The sequence below is a fragment of the Gillisia sp. JM1 genome, assembly GCF_000424645.1.
Classification (GTDB): Bacteria; Bacteroidota; Bacteroidia; order Flavobacteriales; family Flavobacteriaceae; genus Gillisia.
The window spans coordinates 1,673,294-1,693,243 of record NZ_KE384218.1 but is presented as its reverse complement, the minus strand read 5'-3'; the positions used below and the strand labels follow the sequence as shown (position 1 = coordinate 1,693,243).

At 34.4% G+C, this 19,950-nt stretch carries 22 protein-coding genes; 1 reads left to right on the top strand and 21 read right to left on the bottom strand.

What is annotated here, in order from left to right; translation table 11 throughout:
* Positions 1-102 precede the first annotated feature (102 nt).
* The 10 genes from H033_RS0110780 to H033_RS21325 form a co-directional block, all read right to left on the bottom strand.
* A complete protein-coding gene (locus H033_RS0110780; protein WP_026838336.1) occupies positions 103-1,224 on the bottom strand; it encodes an ABC transporter permease in 1,122 nt (373 codons plus the stop codon).
* Positions 1,224-2,330, bottom strand: a complete 1,107-nt coding sequence (locus H033_RS0110775; protein ID WP_026838335.1) for an ABC transporter permease — start codon at positions 2,328-2,330, stop codon at positions 1,224-1,226. Before H033_RS0110775 ends, H033_RS0110780 begins: the two co-directional genes overlap by 1 nt.
* A gap of 58 nt (positions 2,331-2,388) precedes the next feature.
* Positions 2,389-3,123, bottom strand: a complete 735-nt coding sequence (locus H033_RS0110770; RefSeq protein WP_026838334.1) for an ABC transporter ATP-binding protein — start codon at positions 3,121-3,123, stop codon at positions 2,389-2,391.
* 24 nt (positions 3,124-3,147) lie between these two features.
* A complete protein-coding gene (locus tag H033_RS0110765; RefSeq protein ID WP_026838333.1) occupies positions 3,148-4,050 on the bottom strand; it encodes an ABC transporter ATP-binding protein in 903 nt (300 codons plus the stop codon).
* 22 nt (positions 4,051-4,072) lie between these two features.
* Complete coding sequence (locus H033_RS0110760; protein ID WP_026838332.1) at positions 4,073-4,549, bottom strand: Dps family protein; 477 nt, start codon at positions 4,547-4,549, stop codon at positions 4,073-4,075.
* Between the two features lie 22 nt (positions 4,550-4,571).
* The gene (locus H033_RS0110755; protein ID WP_026838331.1) at positions 4,572-5,072 is read right to left on the bottom strand and encodes a hypothetical protein; all 501 of its coding nucleotides are present in this window, start codon (positions 5,070-5,072) and stop codon (positions 4,572-4,574) included.
* A 42-nt stretch (positions 5,073-5,114) separates the two neighbouring features.
* Positions 5,115-5,999: an HlyD family secretion protein gene (locus H033_RS0110750; RefSeq protein WP_026838330.1), complete on the bottom strand. Its 885-nt coding sequence runs from the start codon at positions 5,997-5,999 to the stop codon at positions 5,115-5,117.
* A 7-nt stretch (positions 6,000-6,006) separates the two neighbouring features.
* Positions 6,007-7,254: a TolC family protein gene (locus H033_RS0110745; RefSeq protein WP_231367599.1), complete on the bottom strand. Its 1,248-nt coding sequence runs from the start codon at positions 7,252-7,254 to the stop codon at positions 6,007-6,009.
* A 22-nt stretch (positions 7,255-7,276) separates the two neighbouring features.
* Entirely contained in the window at positions 7,277-7,885 is a 609-nt protein-coding gene (locus H033_RS0110740) for a TetR/AcrR family transcriptional regulator (RefSeq protein WP_026838328.1), read from the bottom strand.
* Positions 7,886-8,042: 157 nt separating this feature from the next.
* Positions 8,043-8,210 (bottom strand): LuxR C-terminal-related transcriptional regulator, encoded by a 168-nt coding sequence (locus H033_RS21325; protein WP_081661836.1) that lies wholly within the window; start codon positions 8,208-8,210, stop codon positions 8,043-8,045.
* A gap of 152 nt (positions 8,211-8,362) precedes the next feature.
* On the opposite strand from H033_RS21325, the gene H033_RS20020 reads away from it, so the two are divergent.
* Positions 8,363-8,737 carry an integrase core domain-containing protein gene (locus H033_RS20020; RefSeq protein WP_231367598.1) on the top strand — a complete coding sequence of 125 codons (375 nt, stop codon included), beginning with the start codon at positions 8,363-8,365 and terminating at the stop codon, positions 8,735-8,737.
* A gap of 16 nt (positions 8,738-8,753) precedes the next feature.
* On the opposite strand, the gene H033_RS0110725 is transcribed toward H033_RS20020, so the two are convergent.
* The 11 genes from H033_RS0110725 to H033_RS0110680 all read right to left on the bottom strand — a co-directional run bounded on the left by H033_RS0110725 (position 8,754) and on the right by H033_RS0110680 (position 19,950).
* Complete coding sequence (locus H033_RS0110725) at positions 8,754-9,170, bottom strand: pyridoxal-phosphate dependent enzyme (RefSeq protein WP_026838327.1); 417 nt, start codon at positions 9,168-9,170, stop codon at positions 8,754-8,756.
* Positions 9,171-9,490: 320 nt separating this feature from the next.
* Entirely contained in the window at positions 9,491-9,697 is a 207-nt protein-coding gene (locus H033_RS21320; RefSeq protein WP_081661835.1) for a GDCCVxC domain-containing (seleno)protein, read from the bottom strand.
* Between the two features lie 13 nt (positions 9,698-9,710).
* Positions 9,711-11,057 carry a dihydrolipoyl dehydrogenase family protein gene (locus H033_RS0110720; RefSeq protein WP_026838326.1) on the bottom strand — a complete coding sequence of 449 codons (1,347 nt, stop codon included), beginning with the start codon at positions 11,055-11,057 and terminating at the stop codon, positions 9,711-9,713.
* A gap of 1 nt (position 11,058) precedes the next feature.
* A complete protein-coding gene (gene merTP / locus H033_RS0110715; RefSeq protein ID WP_026838325.1) occupies positions 11,059-11,661 on the bottom strand; it encodes a mercuric transport protein MerTP in 603 nt (200 codons plus the stop codon).
* A gap of 86 nt (positions 11,662-11,747) precedes the next feature.
* Entirely contained in the window at positions 11,748-12,122 is a 375-nt protein-coding gene (locus H033_RS0110710; RefSeq protein ID WP_026838324.1) for an ArsR/SmtB family transcription factor, read from the bottom strand.
* Positions 12,123-12,278: 156 nt separating this feature from the next.
* Positions 12,279-14,480, bottom strand: a complete 2,202-nt coding sequence (locus H033_RS0110705; protein ID WP_026838323.1) for an acylase — start codon at positions 14,478-14,480, stop codon at positions 12,279-12,281.
* A gap of 295 nt (positions 14,481-14,775) precedes the next feature.
* A complete protein-coding gene (locus H033_RS0110700) occupies positions 14,776-15,288 on the bottom strand; it encodes a GNAT family N-acetyltransferase (RefSeq protein ID WP_026838322.1) in 513 nt (170 codons plus the stop codon).
* Positions 15,289-15,615: 327 nt separating this feature from the next.
* Positions 15,616-16,068, bottom strand: coding sequence for a Gmad2 immunoglobulin-like domain-containing protein (locus H033_RS20015; protein ID WP_081661834.1), 453 nt, complete (start codon positions 16,066-16,068; stop codon positions 15,616-15,618).
* A 201-nt stretch (positions 16,069-16,269) separates the two neighbouring features.
* The gene (locus H033_RS0110690; protein WP_026838321.1) at positions 16,270-16,764 is read right to left on the bottom strand and encodes a hypothetical protein; all 495 of its coding nucleotides are present in this window, start codon (positions 16,762-16,764) and stop codon (positions 16,270-16,272) included.
* Positions 16,764-17,066, bottom strand: coding sequence for a hypothetical protein (locus tag H033_RS0110685; RefSeq protein ID WP_026838320.1), 303 nt, complete (start codon positions 17,064-17,066; stop codon positions 16,764-16,766). Before H033_RS0110685 ends, H033_RS0110690 begins: the two co-directional genes overlap by 1 nt.
* A 160-nt stretch (positions 17,067-17,226) precedes the next feature.
* Positions 17,227-19,950 carry a TrlF family AAA-like ATPase gene (locus H033_RS0110680; protein WP_026838319.1) on the bottom strand — a complete coding sequence of 908 codons (2,724 nt, stop codon included), beginning with the start codon at positions 19,948-19,950 and terminating at the stop codon, positions 17,227-17,229.

Genomic DNA, 19,950 nt, shown 5'->3' with positions numbered 1-19,950 from the left:
GTTCACGTTTTTCTTATAAAAAGTGAAATCCTGAAAAAATAGCCACCAATGAAATAAATATTTATTGGAGCCCTATAAGACATTTCTGCAAGTACCTACACATTAGTTTGTTTTCTTATAACTCCATACCGCCAGGCCATTCATTATTAAAGCATACAGTAAGGTTTTTAAAAACTGGGGTAAAATATCCTGAAATGAAGAGCCTTTAAGCATCACCATTCTCATGACTTCAACGAAATATTTTATAGGATTGAATTCTGTGATGATCTGTGCCCAGCCCGGCATACTTTCTATAGGGGTAAACAGCCCGCTCATCAAAATAAAGATCACCACAAAAAACCAGGCTATAAACATGGCTTGCTGTTGGGTATCTGTAAAATTTGAAATAAACAACCCGATGCCAAGAACTACGAGGATATAAATAGAAGTATAGAGATACATAAGGCTTAAACTGCCAAGCATCGGGACATCAAAAATCAGTTTTGCTATTAGTAGTCCTATGCTAAGCAAACCCATTCCAATAACCCAGAACGGAAATAATTTACCAATGATAAACTGGCTCTTTTTAATAGGTGTCACATTGATTTGTTCCAGGGTACCTATTTCTTTTTCACGCACAATGTTCATCCCCGAAAGGAACAAGGTGATCATGGTTACTAACAACACCAGGATGCCGGGTACCATAAATGTTTTGTAGTTTAAGGTCTCGTTATACCAAAATGAAGGAATACTGGTAATGTTTACGGGCGTTATTAAGGCATCTTCAGGTTGCAATAATTCTACCTTCAGTTTTTTATTAAAACTTTGCACAATTTGATTGACATATACATTTTCTACCCCCGCTGCTGCACCATCAATGGCATTTATAGTAACTCCTAAATCTGTATATTTCTCTTTTTGCAAATCACGTTCAAAGTATGGGGGGATTACCAATAGCACATCCACCTCTCCCTTTAACATAGCGGAACTGGCTTTAGCTTCCGAAGAAAAATCGGTTAACACGCTGAAATAAGTGGAAGCATTGAATTTTTCTATTAACTCACGAGAGTAGGAACTATGATCGTTATCTATATAAGCGAATTTGATGTTTTTTACTTCATAGGTTGCCGCATTCGATAAAATAACCAATTGCAGTATTGGCAAAATAAATATAATGGGAAGCATACCTTTATTTCTAAAGATTTGCCTGAACTCTTTTTGGATGATGTAACCTATAGTCTTCATTACTCTAACCTAATTTTATATTTCTTAATACTTAAGCCAATAAAAAAGAGTGTCATTGCCAATAAAATCAGGGTTTCCTTCCAGAGTAAAGAAATACCAACCCCTTTAAGCATGATGCCTTTTAAGATGATGATAAACCATTTGGCAGGGATAAAATGACTTATTATTTGCAAAGGCGCTGGCATGCTTGAAATGGGAAAAATAAAGCCCGATAATAAGATTACGGGAAGCATTAATCCCATTAAAGAAATCATCATTGCGGTTTGTTGGGTAGCCGAAATGGTTGAAATTAAAATCCCCAATGTTAAAGAGGTAATAATAAATAACACACTTTCCAGACCCAATAAAAAGAGGCTTCCCTGTACAGGCATTTTAAAAATAAAAATGCTTAGTAGAATAATAACAACAGCATTGATCATCGATAGAAAAATATAGGGCACCACCTTTCCAATAATTACCTGAAAAGGTTTTAGTGGAGACACCAATAAGATCTCCATAGTGCCCAATTCTTTTTCCCTAGTGATAGAAATAGAGGTCATCATGGCAGATACCAACATTAAAATGATAGTCATCACGCCAGGAACAAACATAAATACGCTCTTTAACTCGGGGTTATATATCATTCGGGTTTGCGGAACGATTTGGTATGCTATTTTGATGTCTTTATTTTGGTCTATCTGGTAATTTTGAAGGATCGAATTTATATAATTGCTTATGGTATTGGCGGTATTTGGATCGGTAGCATCGGTTATTACCTGAATGGTCGCCTGTTTTTCTTTTACAAGGTTTTTGCTGAAATCATTTTCGAAATTTAAAACCGCTTTAATTTTTCCCTTTTTAAAGGCAGCTTCTATATCTACTTCCCGCTCTATAAATTGATTGATACTGAAATATTTTGATGCTGAGATTTTATTGATAATCTCCTCGGTAGTAGCATCTTTGGAGTGATCTAAAATAGCGATCTCCACATTATTGATCTCGTTGGTAATGGCAAAGCCAAAAAGTAGTATTTGGGCGATCGGCATACCAAATAAGATGAATAGCGAACGCTTATCCCTGAAGATATGGTAAAATTCTTTTTCTATAAACCCTATAAAACGTTTCATATGCCCATAATTATTTTAATACCACCTAGATTTCAAATAAATGTTTCGACTGTTGATGTCATTCTATGTTTCGAGCTAATTTTAAAAAAACTTCATTCATCGAGTCCACTTTAAATTGATCCTTTAGCTTTTTTGGAGTATCTAAAGCTTCAATTCTTCCTTCTACCATAATGGATACCCTATCACAATATTCAGCTTCGTCCATATAGTGAGTGGTTACAAAAATGGTAGTGCCCTGGTTGGCCGATTTATAGATCATTTCCCAAAACTGTCTTCTTGTAATAGGATCTACACCGCCAGTGGGTTCATCTAAGAACACGATTTGCGGCTCATGAAGTAGCGATACCGAAAAAGATATTTTTTGTTTCCAACCCAGGGGCAGGGATCCTACTAATTGGTTGGCTACATCCTGTAGCACCAACTCTTCTAGGAGTGCTATGGTTTTCTCTTTGATTTTTGGACGGGATAAACCATAAATTCCGCCAAAAAATGTAATGTTTTCTTTAACCGTTAAATCATCGTATAAGGCAAATTTCTGGCTCATATAACCAATGTTTTTCTTAATATCTTCGGCATGGGTAAACACATCAAAACCCGCTACTTTTGCATTGCCCGAAGTGGGTTTTGAGATACCAATAAGCATTTTCATTGCCGTTGTTTTCCCCGCACCATTGGCACCAAGGAACCCGAAAATCTCTCCTTTTTTAACCTCAAATGTAATAGCGTTTACTGCGGTAAAATCACCAAACATTTTGGTGAGGTTTTCTACTTCTATGACATTTGTCTTTTTCATTTCTCTTTTAAAACCGCCAGGTGTTTATTTTGCTAATTCCATAAAAGTATCTTCTATGGTTGGTTTTGTACTTTGTATGCTTACCCCTGTTAAATTTTCAGCTTCCAGGTACTTTTTCAAATCGTCTAATTCAAAATTGGTACGTTGATCTGTATAATGAACAAATTCTCCAAAAGGATATACGCTATAGCTGTGTTCATAGGCATTTAAGCTCAAGATCAATTGATACATATTATTTGCGCCTATGTTGTAAATGGTTTTTGGGTAATGTTTTACAATAGCTTCCGGGGTATCTATTTTTAAGATCTTCCCATCCTGTATCAATGCTATCCTGTCACATAGGGCGGCTTCATCCATATAAGGAGTGGAAACCAAAATGGTGATGCCTTTTTGTTGCAGGCGTTTAAGCATTTCCCAGAATTCCTTTCTTGAAACTGGATCCACACCTGTGGTGGGCTCATCAAGAAACAGCACTTTTGGTTTGTGGATCAATGCACAGCTCAAGGCCAGTTTTTGTTTCATCCCACCAGAAAGTTTCCCAGCACGGCGATTTTTAAACGGTTCAATTTGCACATAAATATCTTTGATCAATTCATAATTCTCATCAATTGTGGTCCCAAAAATGGTCGCGAAAAATTTTAGGTTTTCCTCTACCGTCAGGTCCTGATACAAAGAGAATTTTCCGGGCATATATCCTACATTTTGCCGTATTGCTTTATAGTCTTTAACTACATCAAAGCCTGCTACGTTTGCATTGCCTTCATCAGCAAACAATAAAGTGGTCAAAATTCTAAATAAGGTGGTTTTCCCTGCTCCATCAGGGCCAATTAAACCAAACAGCTCATTCTCTTTTACCTCAAAAGAAATATCTTTCAAGGCCTCGACCTTCTTGTATGATTTACTGATATGTTGCAGGGTAATACTCACGTTTTATAGTAGTTTTTTTAAGTTATTTTTTTAGAAATGAAGAATACATCCAAACCTGTTTTTCTTGTAATTGGATGTAATCACTCATTAGGGCGTTAGTGCCTTCATCGTTTGCATCACTTGCAATATCCAGGATTTCCCTTTGCAAAAGTAAAATCACTTGAAAGCCATCCAAAATATGTTCAACCGCTACTAAGCCATCTGACACCTTTTTGCTTTCCGATATTTTTGATGATTTAGTATAACTTGAATATGCATGTTCCGGTGAATATCCCAAGGTTAAAATTCGTTCTGCTACTTCATCAATTTTTAACTGTAAATCATTGTACAACTCTTCAAATTTTAAATGCAGTTCAAAGAATTTATCTCCTTTGATATTCCAGTGAAACCCTCTTGTGTTCTGGTAAAAAATTGAATAGTTTGCTAATAGCTCGTTCAATTTATCGGCGAGCATTTTTGATTTATCTATGTTTAAACCAATTCTATTTAGATTTTTCATAATAGGTGTTTTTAATTTATATTTATTGAAAATAATTATAATATCCTTTCAGATTTTCCTCTATTCTGTAAGTGAGCATAGTCGCTTGACCTAGCGCAGAAGTATTTGATAAATCCTCAATTTTCTCAATTAACGGAACCAAGAATATATGAAGATTGTCGTGCGAAGCTCCTTTCATCGTACATTCTTTTACTATAAAATTCTTTTCTTCATTGAGTTTTGAAGCGAGGCTATGATAATCTTCCAGGGTTTTTAGGTTGCTGGATTTAATTAGATCGAGCATTTTTTCCACACCCTGAGTTGTTTCCAAATTGGCTTGCCATTTGGAACCATCGTCAAGTTTTATTTCATTCACCCAAGCATTATTCATTGCAGTGGTTTGGACATTTATTTTTTTTGTGTTCTGTTTAGGGACGGAATTTATTTTTTCTGTCCCATTGGTGTTTTCATTTGTATTTTTGTTGTCTTTGCAACCCAATAACAGGGCTGAAAGGATTACAGTTATAAAGATTGTTTTTTTCATAATTTTAGTTTTATTGTTTTATATGTTAATTAGGATCACTCGCTATTGAGAAACCCACATTTCGGCGGGCATTCCAATCTTTAGACTGCCGTCGTTTTTTACATCTATTTTTACCGCATACACCAGGGCCACGCGCTCTTCTTTTGTCTGAATGATCTTAGGGGTGAATTCTGCTTCAGAGGCAATCCAACTAATCTTGCCTTTATAGGATTTCGTAGTGTCTCCATCATCGATTTTCACGGTAACTTCCTGTCCTATTTTAATGCCTGCCAATTGGGACTCACTTATGTAGGTGCGCAATTGCATGGTCGATAAATCGGCTATTTTATAAAGCGGTTTTCCAAAAGCTGTAATTTCGCCAGGCTCGGCATATTTCGATAAAACCGTGCCTTTAACGGGGTTGATGATCTTGCTCTTTTGAATTTGATCCTCAATTATTTTTATTTGAACTTCAGCAGATTTCACTTCGTTTACAATGGGTGCATTTTGAGTTCCAACACTTTTTATTTGTTGGTTTATAACATTTACTTTCCCTACGGCTTGATCTACCTGCCGTTGAGTTGCGGCATTTTCTGAGGACATATTCTGAATCCTGCCTTTTTCGTTGCGGGCAGTTTTCAATTCTTCGTTCAACACGGCTATTTGCGATAACACGTTTCCTGACCTGGATTCAATTGTTTTCAGGGAAGCTATTGCCCGTTGTTTGTTTAAATACAGTTGCGTGGTATCTATTAATCCCACCGTTTGGTTTTTCTCCAGGATCACGCCTTCTTCAAGATTTAAAAATTCTATCTTTCCGTTTGCCTCAGCGGAAATCATAATTTCGGTAGCTTCAAAATTCCCGTAACCATCGGCCTTTTCATCATTCCCGCAAGAAATAAAGCTCCCAAAAACAGCTACTGATACCAATATTAATAATTTTCTCATTTTTTCATTATTTGTTGTTGTTTTCCCCTCTTAAGACCTTGTAATTTGCTTTGGCCAGATCCAGTTGGATCTCGTGCAATTTTTGGCCTATCATAGATTCGTATAAACTGTTGAACTCTGTTAAATATTCTGAAGAGGTGATTACCCCATTTTTCAGTTGGGAAGTAGCTGATTTCAATACTTTTTCCCTTAAAATAATGATCTCATTATCGGCCTCGATAAGTGCTTCAATTTTGCTTATTTCATAATCGGCCTCTTTCAGTTGCATTTCAGTGTTTAACTGAAAGGTTTCTTTTTCGGTATTCACAATCTCCTGGGAAACTGAGAGAGCTTCCTTTTGGATTTTGGTTTTTCCCCAGTCAAAAACATTCCAGTTTGCTTTTAATCCTATCATATAAAAATCCTGAAACGAATTATCCAGCATATTCAACCCCGGATTTCCATAACCGGCCTGTGCAAATCCGTAGACTTTAGGTAAATTAGACCTTGAGATCACTTCTTTGGATGATTCTATTTGTTTATTTTGAAGGTCGAAGTACTGAAGTTCCGGGCGTGAAAAATTTCCTGTAAACAAAAAAGGAAATTCCGGTTTTAAAAGAATTACATCCTGAGAGATCTCATTATTTATTAAAGCTGAAAGGTTGTTTATAGCTATTTTCCTGTCAAAATTCACCTGGGACAATTGCTGAGAAACTTTTAAGTTTTCAGCTTCCAGAACTTTTTCTGAAGCGGGCAAAATTGCTCCGAACTTCACCCCCGTCTTTACCTCATCGATCTGAGATCGCAATTGGTTCTGTTTTAAAACCAATAGGTTTTTTTGCTCCTGAAGCAATAAAATTGAAAAGTAAGATTGATTGATCCTGTTTTTTAACTGATACAAATTCACAGCTACCATTTGTTGTTGGGTTTCCAACTCTGCCATTTTTAATTTTGAATTGGCATCAATGCTTCCGCCATTATATATAAGCTGATTTACATCTAAAGTAGCCCTGTATTGATCCTTATTCAAGGGTTCAATAGAAGAATTTGGAAATTGAGGCAATTGCAGTACCTCCGACTGATACGTGGCTTGGGCATTTAAATCAACTTCTGGAAGCTTTGCTTTTTCCAGCACAGAAATTTCCAGATCGGTTTTATTTTTAAGCAAATCAGTTTGCCTGGTTAAGGGATAATTTTCATTAACCAGAGAATAACACTCTTCTAATGTCAGTATTTGCTGAGCTTTCATTGAAAATGAAAGCAATAATAAAATCATTATACCGATATTTTTCATCTTATTAAAGTCTGATAGAATTAATAATAAAGTCGGCAACTTCTGTTTTTCGGCTTTCCATGAGTTCCCGGTATTCCTTTTCGGTTATATTTATCAATCCCTGTAATAATGGTGCTGCAATAAATGGCAAAATATTCAATGAAATAATGTTGATAAATAATTGTTCTGCTCTAATTGGTTTTATAATACCACGGGTTATAGCGTCTTCAACCTGGGCTTTGAATTTTTCGATCCTGGGAAAATCTTTTTCTGTGCGCAACTTCCCGATAAAATCGGGGTTTTTATTAAGTTCCTGTATTACAAAGTTTGGTAAATATGGATGTTGGATCACGAATGAGATGTAATTATTGGTGAAGTTTCTTATTTTGTCAAATAATTCGGTATCATCATTTAAAACCCTATTCAATTGTGGGGCTAATAATCTAAAAGCATTTTTAAAAACCGCCTCAAAGAGCAATTGTTTGCTTCGGTAGTAGTAATGCAACATAGATTTGTTTATTCTCGCTTTATCGGCAATTTCCTGCATCCTGCTTCCCGCCATTCCTTTTTCCTGGAAAACTTCTTTAGCAGCGTTGAGGATCTCTAATTCGGTATTTTCTACTTTAGCTTTCATATTAAACTATTCGGTTTAACCATTTGGTTGACAAATATACAAATAAAAAACATATTTCCAGGAAATACGTTGTTTTTTATAGATGAGCAGGTCACCGTCAAATCACACAATTAAAACTGTGACCTACTTACTATGGTCATTTTGGGTACTCAAAATTTTACAGGACGGCAATAGCAATTGGATGTTGGGTGGCTTTGGTGATATATTCTTTTACGGTATTCTTGCTGATGGGCAAAGCCCGTGCAATGGTCTTTTTTCCTGTGCCTTGCAAGTGCATACGAAGTATTTGTTTTACTTGACTCATTCGTTTTGATTTTCCTGCCATTATTTGTCTTCTTGACAGTAATTCCTCAAATTTTTGTGCATCATTTTGTAATAAAGAAAATTGTTTGATGTATTTGATATTCTCGTGTGTGTTGAAAACATACTCGTAGGATACTGAAAGACCTTTTTGCTTTTTCTATTAAACAAGATCAAGTGATAAAGTTGCTCTCAGAATTGTTTATGACTTATCAATATCCTGATAGTGTTGTGATCAGAAGTGATAACGGAAGTCAATTTATAGCGAAAAATGTAAGGGAATACCTAGGGTTGATAGGAGTAAGTCAAGAGTTCACACACATAGCAACTCCCGAAGAAAATGCTCATATAGAAGCGTATCACGGAATTTTGAGGAAAGAAGTCTTTAATAGGTTTGAGTATAGGACTTTCGGGGAAATAGAAAAGATCCTTAAGGAATATGTGCTATTCTACAACAATGAAAGGCTACACGGACTACTTGGTAGAATAACACCTATGGAAAAATGGAACGCAGATAAACACCTTATTTTAATAAAAAAATTAACCGCATAATTTTAACCAACGAAATTTAAAAGAATACTCTCGTTTTATAGGGGTCAAAACAGTCTTCTCCTTTTCGGTTCTTACCCGTAAAATGTATGTTGGCTCCAAGAATTGACGAAAGCAATAAGTTTCCATCATAAACTTCTGGTTTTTCGCCTCCTAAAAGTAAATGACATTTAAGTCCGGCTATAGAGCAAGCTGCTGCAGTTTGTCTACAATGATTAGATTGTTGTGCTCCTGCTGTAATAACTGTATCGCAACCTTCATCAAGAGCTTGTTTAATAAGATATTCTAATTTTCTAGTTTTATTTCCACCAGAGGCTAGTCCAGTATTATCATCTCTTTTAATGAAAATAGTATAATCAGGGTGTTTTTTTGATAATTTTTTTAATTCTTGAAGTGGTGTAGGAAAAAACCCTAAATTAAATTTATTATTTATCATATTGTCATTTTGAGAGTTACTGCTAATAGTCTTGGTCAAGGCAAGTAGCGTGGAATAAGGACGCGAACTTGTCGGCTTTGTTCTTTTTTACTTGGTTTCTAAAATAACATTTTTCACTCAATTGCAAGCTATTTGTGCTTAACCGACGTTACCCACTGGCTTTCTCCGTCTTGTTTTTTGTCAGCCTTGGCAAAGACATATTTTTTTGAAATTTTTGATGGCGTGGTTTCTGGCGTGAACTATGAAGTAATCACGAACACAAAAAAAAATATTAAAGCCGTGAGTAATTTCAAATGAGTATGGCTTTTAGCGTTGGATTTTTAACAGCAATTTTTATTTTCTTGAATTGGTGGACAAGGTATAGTTCCATAAGAGCAATAAACACAACAATCTCCTTCGTTTGGTTTCAGAACCGTTTTACAATTCTCACACTCGTAAAAGAATTGACAAGCGTTTGTTGGCATATCTTCTACTTTTTCATGTCCGCAGTTTGGACAGGTGATTTCTGATTTTAATATAGTTTCCATTCAATTTTTTTTATTAAAGCATATGTGGTATGTCTGAAGCCAATGTTGGATATGAGAAAATCATTGTTCTAATATCATTAACCGTCATCTTTGTTTTTATGGCCATCGCAAAGAGATTTATTGTTTCTTCTGTATGCGGTCCTATTAAATGCGCTCCCAAAACTGTTTGAGTTTCTTCGTCAATTATAGTTTTGTATGCGTATTCGGCTACGTTCAATCGTTTGGCATTAAACCAAGCGCCAACCTCTTTATAATTTACCCGAATATTGTAATCCAACTCTCTTGCTCTAGATTCGGTATAACCTACAGAAGCCATAGTAGGCAATGTGAAAACCACCGTTGGCATTGGCGGATAACTTATTTTTTTATGATTGCCTTTGATGATATTTGACGCAACTGTATGACCTTCTAAAACTGCAACTGGGGTTAGCGGCAAACCTTCTGAATCTGCTGCATCTCCCGCAGCATATATAATTGGGTTTGATGTGTTTTGCAGGTATTCGTTCACTGAAACACCTTTTTTTGTAAAAGCTATGTCCGCTTTTTCTAAATCAAAATCAAATATTGCAGGTGGTCTACCGGCAGAATTAAAAACAGCTTCGGCTTCAAAATATTCTGTTTTCTCCGCAGTTTCACCTTTCACTCGATACTTGTTATCCGCTTTTTCAATGGCCGTTACCTCTGTATTAAGAATGAGTTTTACACCTAATTCTTTTGTTGCAGAAACAAGGTGTTTTACAATATCTTGTTCAAAATTTTCCAAGGGATTATTTCCGCGATGTACAATAGTTACATCTGCTCCACATCTGGCTGCAATATGTGCGAATTCAAACGCAATATATCCACCACCGATGAATAATAAAGATTTGGGTAATACTTCTAAATTCAAGAAATCAGTACTGGATTTGGCAAAATGACCACCTTCAAATTCTAAAACCCTTGGCTTTGAACCCGATGCGATAACAATTTTTTTGGCCTTTATCTTCTCATTTCCTAACTGTAATGTGTTTTGTGAAAGAAATTTTGCTGAACTATGAAAGGTGTCAATTCCGTTTTTTTTATACCCTTTTTCGATTTTTGGTGGCATTTCATCCACAAAGGATTGTTTAAAGGCCATTATGTCTTTCCAATTGACTTTGGGTATCGTATCGATACCGACACCTTTAAGCCTTTTAGCAAATTCTCGAACTTCAGTAGCACCAATAATTACTTTTTTTGGGTCGCAACCTCTCAATGCACAAGTACCACCGTAAGGTAATTCGTCTGTAATCCCAACTATTAGTCCTTTTGAGGCACATTTATTGGCAATGGTCATTCCTGCCATTCCCGAACCAATTATAAAAACATCGTATTCCTTCATATTAATTGATTTGGGTTTTGTCGGTTACTTTATAGCCTGTTGAATTTATGGCTTTCTCAATTTCCATTTCATCAGATTTGGTTTTGTCAAATTCTATGATTGCATTTCCATTTTCGTAGGATGCTTTTGAGTTTACAATTCCGTTGAGTTTATTTACTTCGTGGTTGACGTGTTCTTCGCAACTCGCACAAGTCATTCCGCTGATTTTGAATTCAGTCGTTTTAATATCCGATTTGTCAACTACCACTATTTGCTTTTCTGTGTTTGGGTAAAAAATTCCCGAATAGTATGGAAAAGCCAACATAACGATTGTAAATGCTGTTACAATTCCTAGGAAGGTTTTTGATTGTATGAATTTTAGTTTCTCTTCCGTTTCACATTCACAATCGATGTCCTTTCGAGGTTTTAGTTTTTGATACCAAGCAAAACCAAGAACCAAAACTGTTAGTCCGATTAAATAGGGTCTAAATGGCTCTATCCAAGAGAATGTTGAAGCAATCCCACTTGTTCCTGCAATTAGAGCCAAAACAGGTGTAATACAGCATAAAGAAGCTGTAATTGCAGTTAACAAACCTGTTCCGATTAATTTGTTTTCACTTTTCATTTGTAAAAATTAGATTGTTTTTTATCGGTCAATTGTAATTCGCCATTTTGTGTCTGAGTAAGCATTAAAAATCAATATGGCTCATTTCATATCGATTCTAAAATTTTGTTTCCATCAAGTATCTCAAAAAACGGATTCAGTAATGTTGAATATTCAGTTGTCAATGAATAAAAAATCGTTTGGGCTTCCCTTTCTGTTTTTAATAGATTTCTATCTTTCATTTTTCTCAAATGTTGAGAAATAGCAGAAATGTTCATTCCAAGAATATCGCTTAAATCACAAACGCAAAGTCTTTTTTCCTCAAAAATTAGGTAAAGTATTTTGAGTCTTACGCTGTTTCCTACTAATGAAAGTCCATTTGCTAAATGATCAAACGATTCACTTAATTCCGAAACAGTGTCTTTGCAACGGTTTATTTGTTCAATATCTGCTTGTTGTCTTATGCACGAATTATTTTCCATAACACAAACTTATACATATTTCTTATTTAAGCAAATACTTAAATAAAAATACTTTAAAGCGTTGGGAAATTTTTGCTCTCCCCCGCCGCTGCCTGCCGGCAAAACAGGGTTGGGAGACAGGCGCGATGTTATAAGTCTTGGAGCAGCGGGGTTAATCTAATTTTTTTCACCAGGATGATAGGTTTTTTCTGCGCGTTTTTCAACATCTTCTCTATAAAACGCTACATCTTTAAATTTTCCATCAGCATAAGGCTGTGCTTGATCATCAAAGTGAGGTGAATTTGGATCGCTGCTTTGTCCTCCAGCTAACATCGATTTTGCCTTAACCTTATCACCAAACTCTACAACAGCGACAAAGCTATTTCCAGAGGTTCCATATTGTCGTTTAGTGTCTTCGCCAAATCGAGTGCCAAAAGATGCTAATGCTCCCCAAGACCCTGAAGCCATACCTACAGCAAGATTTGGTTTTGAGTCATCAAACTCTTGATTAATTTCACCATTGTTTCTTTGGTATCGATTGAATTCTCCCCAAGGCGTTTCCCAGTATCCAAAATCTTCGGTCAACTTTTCTATGGCTGTTTGAAATACTTCCAAGCGTTCCTCTGGTGTTGAGGTCTTACTCATATAATCAAAACTTTCTAATTGGGTGATTCGTTTATTTCCTGTCATTGTTGGGATTTTACCTGAGCTATAATAGGCATTCAAATAAAATTGCGCTAAAGTCATTTCAACAGATGTTACAGACACTCTAAAATCCCAATTCTTTAAAAGTTCGATAGCTGCTTTAGCCTCTGGTGTTTTAGCAGCAGTCTTATTAGCTGCATCCAATAAACCACTAATTAACACCTCTGCCCCTGGTAAATAGGTGTCGTAAGCCAATTCAATTAATCCATCTAAGGTCAGATTCTCTGCTTTTTTCAATAAAGCAATGGCGTGAATGCCTCTGAAGTTTTCTGGATAAGAACTCATATAATTAGGATAGTTTTCTTTTTTTGGACTATTTTCAGCAGCACTTGAAAATGGTGTGGAATTGCAATTTTGAATCCAACCATTTGGTGGATTTTTCACCATTATATTATCTTTTAATTCATGAAGTCCATGCCAGTCGGTTTCTGAGTTACTACCATCAACAGGTTGTGTGTAATCAAACTTTTCATTCCTTTTTGGAATAAAATTCCCATGGTAATAGGCAATTGTGCCATCGGCATCTGCGTATACCGTATTATTGGAAGAGTTGGTACGAATATCCATCATTTTATAAAACTCATCATGATTAGATTTCTTGGTTCTTGTAAAGGATTGTTCCAAGGCTTTTATCGGACTCCACATTAAAGCGGTGGAAACCCATTTATCGTCATTGGCATGTGTTATAGGACCATGATGTGTACGATACATCATGAATGTTTTGTCTTTTAAACCATCATTACTTTTGTAGTTCAAAGTAACTTCCACAGAATCTACAGGACGCAACTCTTCACCATATTTATAGAATGTTTTACCATCTTTCTTAACGATGGTTTCCTCAAACTCGTCTATAATATCTGTTCCAGTTGAGGTATGCATCCAACCTGTTTTTTCATTAAATCCTTGGTAGACAAAAAACTGTCCCCAAGTAACTGCACCATAAGCGTTAAGCCCTTCCTCGCTAACCACATGAACTTCACCTCTAAAAAAGAAAGACGTGTGCGGATTAATAAGAAGCATGGCATCACCAGATTTTGTTAAGTCACCAGAAATCGCAAACCCGTTGGATCCTCTTGGTTCATCATCTTTTAATCTAATTAGACCCTCATTAACACCCACTCTAGTATCGCTGTCTTTTTCATAAAAATCTTTTATTATTTTAGTAGAAACCCTCTCAATATCCCCGCCAATGGAACCTTCGCTAAAATACATTGGCATCCAAGGCTCAAAATGTGTCAAGAGTTTTGGTTTTACTTCGGGATGTGTTTTAAGATAGTAGTTAACCCCATCAGCAAAAGCGATACAAAGCGCTTGTAACCATTTAGGACTATTCGTGTAATTCTCAATAGCTTCTTCTTTTGTCATATAAAGATTAGCGCGTAAATCGCTATATAAAGATGTTTCTCCTTCAACTTCAGCAAGTCTTCCCATCGCCCAAATATAATTGCGTTCTACACGATTAAAATCATCTTCGCATTGTGCGTATAATAAGCCAAACACAGCATCAGCATCTGTTTTTCCATAAATATGAGGCACCCCAAAATCATCTCTAATAATTTCAGTATTGGCAGCATGTTGCTCCCAACGCTCATTTTCCGTAAGTACCTTATCTTTTGGTTCCTGGGTCGAACACCCCATACATAGTATCGCTAAAAGAATAAAAATCTTGTTCATAATTTTTTTGTTTTAAGATTGCTCATAACTCATTATAAAATTTTTATCCCATTCTCATCAAGGATCACAGTATTATTTAATTAAACTGCATTAAATCTATTCTCATTTTTTAGCTCAAACTTTCCCTTCCAACATCGCAATTTATTGATTCTCTCTTAGTGTTTTAGAATTCTTGAATTGCAAAAGAAATTTTCCACCCTTCTATAAGCTTTCTGCTATGGCGATTTCTTCCTCAGTCAACATTGAGTTAATGTTGGGCCTTACCGCCACACGAACGCTTAGTTATTGTAAGCCGTTATTCTAATTCTATCTCAAAAAAGCACACATTTGCATTATGATAATGTGAGGGTAATTGAGATGTGTTTTTTAATTTTTTTATACCCAAATAATTAAATCCACAATGATTGTAATGATTGATTAATTTATCATTTTTCCCACAGGTATCCATTCTAATGAATTTTTTATTCTGCTTTCGGGCATAATTTTTAGACCAATCAACAATTTCTTTTACAAAGTTTTTTCCTCTAAATTCAGGGTTTGTGGCTATCCGATGAATGTAGATGGAAGAATTATTTTCTCTATCCTCCCAAATTTGGGCATCGCTATAAGTTATCGCCCAAATACAGGCGATTTTATTTTCAATTAATATTTTAAATTGTCGATTTTCAATAACTTCAGTAGTTATGAATTCTTTATCAAATTCAGGCCATTGGTTTTCTGGAAATTTTATTTTTTGAAAATCGGTAGCTAATTTATACAACCTGAAGATTTCCGGGATATCATTTAAATTACTGTTAGTTATTATCATAATTAGCTCAATTCACTTGGTTTTTTATGGCATTACAACTCCTTATATATTATTTATCCTATCCCATTCTCATCAAGGTAATAGTATGATTGTTAATTAAATTCCATTTAATTCTTTCTAATTTCGCTCCTCAAACTTTCACTCCATAAAAGTTTTGATTTGCAAGTAGCGTACAGTAAGGACGCTTACTTATCGACTTATTTGTTTTTTACCTAGTCTCTAAAATATCGCTTTTACTTCATTTCTAAGCTATTTACTGGGAACCGAAGTTATTTGCTGACTTAACCTTCTTGTTTTATGTTTCTATTATAGCAGCCGTTTGCTTAATTATTTCAAAGGTATATGTAATTCATATTGACGACTTCCATCTTTTGCGCTTATTTCAAATAGAATAATATTTAAAGTTGAATTATCTCTTTTTTTATGAGCTTCAATTGTAAAGTCAAATTTACCCCATTCAGGCGCTCCAGCATCTGTCATCTCGTAACCTTTTTTCAATTCATAATGACCATCTTCTATTACCCAATTAAAATTTGCTTCGAAAATTTGAGCTTCTCCTTGAATACGGAATTTGTTGGATGCAATTTTTTCAACTCTTACTTTTCGAAATCGTTGATTAGCATATTCCTTCGTAATTTCTTTGTTGGGTTTTATAGACTTATCACTTTGTGTTGTATCGGCGGAAATCACGACATCATTTTCTTTTAATTTTTCATCTTTTTGTTGATGATTATTACAGGAAAAAAGAAGCAACATTAATAAACACGCTATAAATTTCATCGAAATAGGTTTTCGTTTACATCAATACTTTCCTTTTTATAGATCAAGTTGAATTAATCAGCTTGCACTTAATGCCCTTAGTGAATGTAAGAAATGTGGATTAGAGATGCTTTCTTGGCGGTTTTGTTGTTTGTTACTTGACCTAAACTTCTTTTATTCGATTGTACGCTATTTTGATAACCGTAGTTATGCATTGCTTTATTAGATAAATATTGTATCAGTACTTTTAGGATTTTCAATTTTATATTCAGTAGTTTTAATTATTTCTAAGCACTGATTTTTTTCAATTTTTGCAGGATTGTTTTCTTCATTTCTTTCCTCAATCGAGCTATATCCAAAGTAAACGGTAAAGAAAAGGGCAGCTATAAACGTAAGAATCTGAATTCCTGAAAATAGTCGGATATTATTGTTATTTATGTCAACAGGTCGAACATTATTATTTTCAACTTCTGCATCATTTTTTTTCATTGGTTGTAAATTTCCAGTTAAAGCTAGAAGTGTTAGAATCCCAAATATTACTGAAACAATCAATAAAATCCACGCGGTAAAGATGGATGACGAATTTCCAATATTAGCAGCTCCAATAATATCTTTTGAAAAAGTTATAGTTAGAGCTATGATTGCTGTGGAAAGGGTGATTAGTTGTTTGGTAGCATCTGCAGCAAAATCAAACGCTTTTTTTATTCTTTCTTCCATTAGCAAAATGGCCAAAGTGGACAAATACTTGATCTCGCACTCGAGAAACTTTTGTAATCTAAACTTTCATTTAGACTTCTAAATTTTGCATTTCTAGACATATTATCTATCAACTTCTCAATATTTTCAAGAGCAATCAATCTTCTTGTGGCAGAATCATATTCGTCAGCAGACATACGATCAATACCTTGATTAATAAATTCTCTTAAATCTGTTTGAGCAACGTTTGTAAGGTTATAGCCTAAATTTTGAGCTCTTTCTTTTGCCCTTTGTAATACTCTTTCTTTAAAATCTTCTCTCATATTTTATGTTTGTAAAGGTTATGCATAACGTTTAGTATATGAAAAGTAGGCGATTACGAAGCAGGAAACTTTCGGTTAAGCACAAAGTTTGATGCGACCCAAAACCCTTATATTTGCTAATGTTTCGCCTATTTCATATATACATTGTTAGCCACTGGCTTTATTTCAAATCGTACTTAATTTCTCTTTGCTTAAAAGCTTCATTTCCACCTTCAAGAATTTCGCAAACGTGTTCTTTTATTCCTTGTCTCTCTAGTATGATTTCAATTCCTTCATTAATCTCTTTGGTATTTTCCAAACTACCTGATGCGTATTGAAATTTAGTGCTATTTCTATTCTTTGTATCAATTCCATTTTGATTTGCAACGATAACTTGTTCAGAATCGCCACCAACAACAATATTCGGATTGTGTGTTACTACAATTATTTGTCTTTCTTTTTTCTTCTTTTTTAGGTACTTAACTAATTCTTTATATATCGATCGATTATCCAAATCGTCTTCTGGCTGGTCAATTAAAATCGGACAATCTTTGTCGCTAAAGTCCAATAATAGCATAAGAACAACAAATGCTTTTTTACCCTCTGACATTTGATTAAAAGTGTCCTCATAAAGAATGTTGTAAGAAACTTGAAAATAATTGGTTGACATTAATTTTAAAGCTAAACCTAAATGTGCATTACCACCTTTTAGTGTGATTGATTGGTTTAGTAGTTTCTCAAAAATTTCATCAGTAAGTTTAAAATATTCTTCAACTTTATTTTCGATAGGTGTATTTACAATTCTTTTCCCTTCGTCACTTTGTTGATTGATACTCCAATTAAGAAGTTCCCTAAATTCAAATGCTTTAAGTTTTGGGAAGGCTAGAATCTCTAATTTTCCTTCAGACATCTTGAGACTTTCTTTTATTTCCTCAATTTTTGAATAGAAGTTTCTTTGGGCTTGTTTTATTGAGGTTTTGAAACTGTCTATTTGTAATACAAATTCCTCAATTTCTTTCTTAATTAGGGTTATATCAGCGAGTTTATCTCTTTGTGTTTTAAGTTTCTCTTCTACTTCTTTGTATTGCTTATTATTTCTAAAAGTCTCAATCCCTTTCATATAGTTTATGTTTTTCTCGATATCCGAGATTCGTAGACTATTTACTTGAACTATTGCAGTATTTTTTGAGGATATTTTATCTAGTTCTGAATTCCATTCAGCTTGGTACTTGTATTTCAGTTTGTCAAAAGATGATTTCACTTCTGACCTGTTAGAATCATTTAAGGACACTATATCAAAGTCAATATCCTTATTTAAAAAGAATTTTTCTTTTAAGGACTGAATTTTAGAAACTTGAGAATTATAATTTTCATTTGTTTTTGCAAGCTCATCAATTTGCAGTTTGAGTTTGTTGTATTCCTCAAGTTCTTGTTCAGTAATTTGAATTTTAAGTTTTAGTTCAGACAGTTCTTTCGTTAATTTTTCAATTTCACTTTTGATTCCTTTTTCATCTCCCTTTTCCTTTAGTTTGAGTTTACGCCTAACAAGGTCTTCTTGCAGCTGAAAGAGCTTGTTAATTTTGGTGGTTATATCTGAATTATTTTCACTAGAAAAAGAATCATAATTTGTGATAAGTTGATTTTTTGTTACATCTTGTTTTATAATTTCTTCTATTAGATTATCTAATTCGCCCTCTTTATTTTTGGCCAATTGATACATATAGCTTTGTGGGAAATATTCGATATTTCTATCATTATTTTCAACTCCATCTTTCCAAGTAATAGAGAGACCTGAAACTATTGCATTTACAAAATCCGTATATTCTTGATTACCAAATTTAACTGGCTTGTCGCAATTCAACTTTTTTGCAATTGCACCAAGTAAAACAGATTTTCCTGTTGACCTACCACCAATTATGCAATTGAGGTTTTGATTTAAGTATAACGTTTGATTTGTGAAATCACTATGTGTAATAGTAACAGAATCAATAGCTTGATAACCTGCTTTTTCTTGTGGTTTTATCTGCTCGATTGACACTCGCTCGTCAGGCTCGTATCCAATTTGTTTAATGCCGTTAAAAGTTGGATCTGCCTTTATCCAAGTATGACAATGATAATTCTCAATTGGCTTTTTAGTTCCGTTTTCTTCAAACTCAAAAGTGTCTAAATCTTTGAATGAATGAATATCGAGAGAGTGCAGTAGTTTTTTATTTCCAAATTCATTTAACCAATTTTGATTTTTCTCATTGGTTTCTACATTATTACTAAAAAATGCCTTTACTTGAGAATATAAATGGTCTTTTAACGGCTTTAACTGTTGGTTTTTCTCTAGATTGCTCCATTCTTTATATCCAAGAAAAAGAAAGGTTTTATCTTTCCAAGTTGTTGAATTAATTAAACCTAAAACTTCTTCTGTAGACGGAATTAATGATTCAAATCCATCTTTTAGCGTGCCTCCAATTTGGCTAAAGTTCTCTTTAGATATTTTTTTTGTTTGCTCAAGCCTTGAAATCTTAATGTTGTCAATAAATTCTTCTCTTATTTTTTTAATCTCGACAGCTAATTTAGTTTCGTCTACATCAAATAAAATATGCAAGTTTATTTTTTGTAAGTTATTTTGGTTTCCACTTCCAAAAGTGTCAATTCTAAATTCTAAAATCGGGAAAATCTTATCAATATTTTTAAGTCTGCCTTTAGCTTTAAAATCCATTACTTTTTCATAACCATCGATGAAATAGTAATCAGTTATTCCAATAACCTTAACTTCCTCGGGTAAGTTCTCTAAACAATTAATGAACTTTTCCCAATTTTCTGATGTGTTCTTATAGTCTTGACATATTGATTCAGGTGTATGAATATGTAAATCCCATAATCTCCATTCTGAACCTCTTTCTTTTTTCTTCAT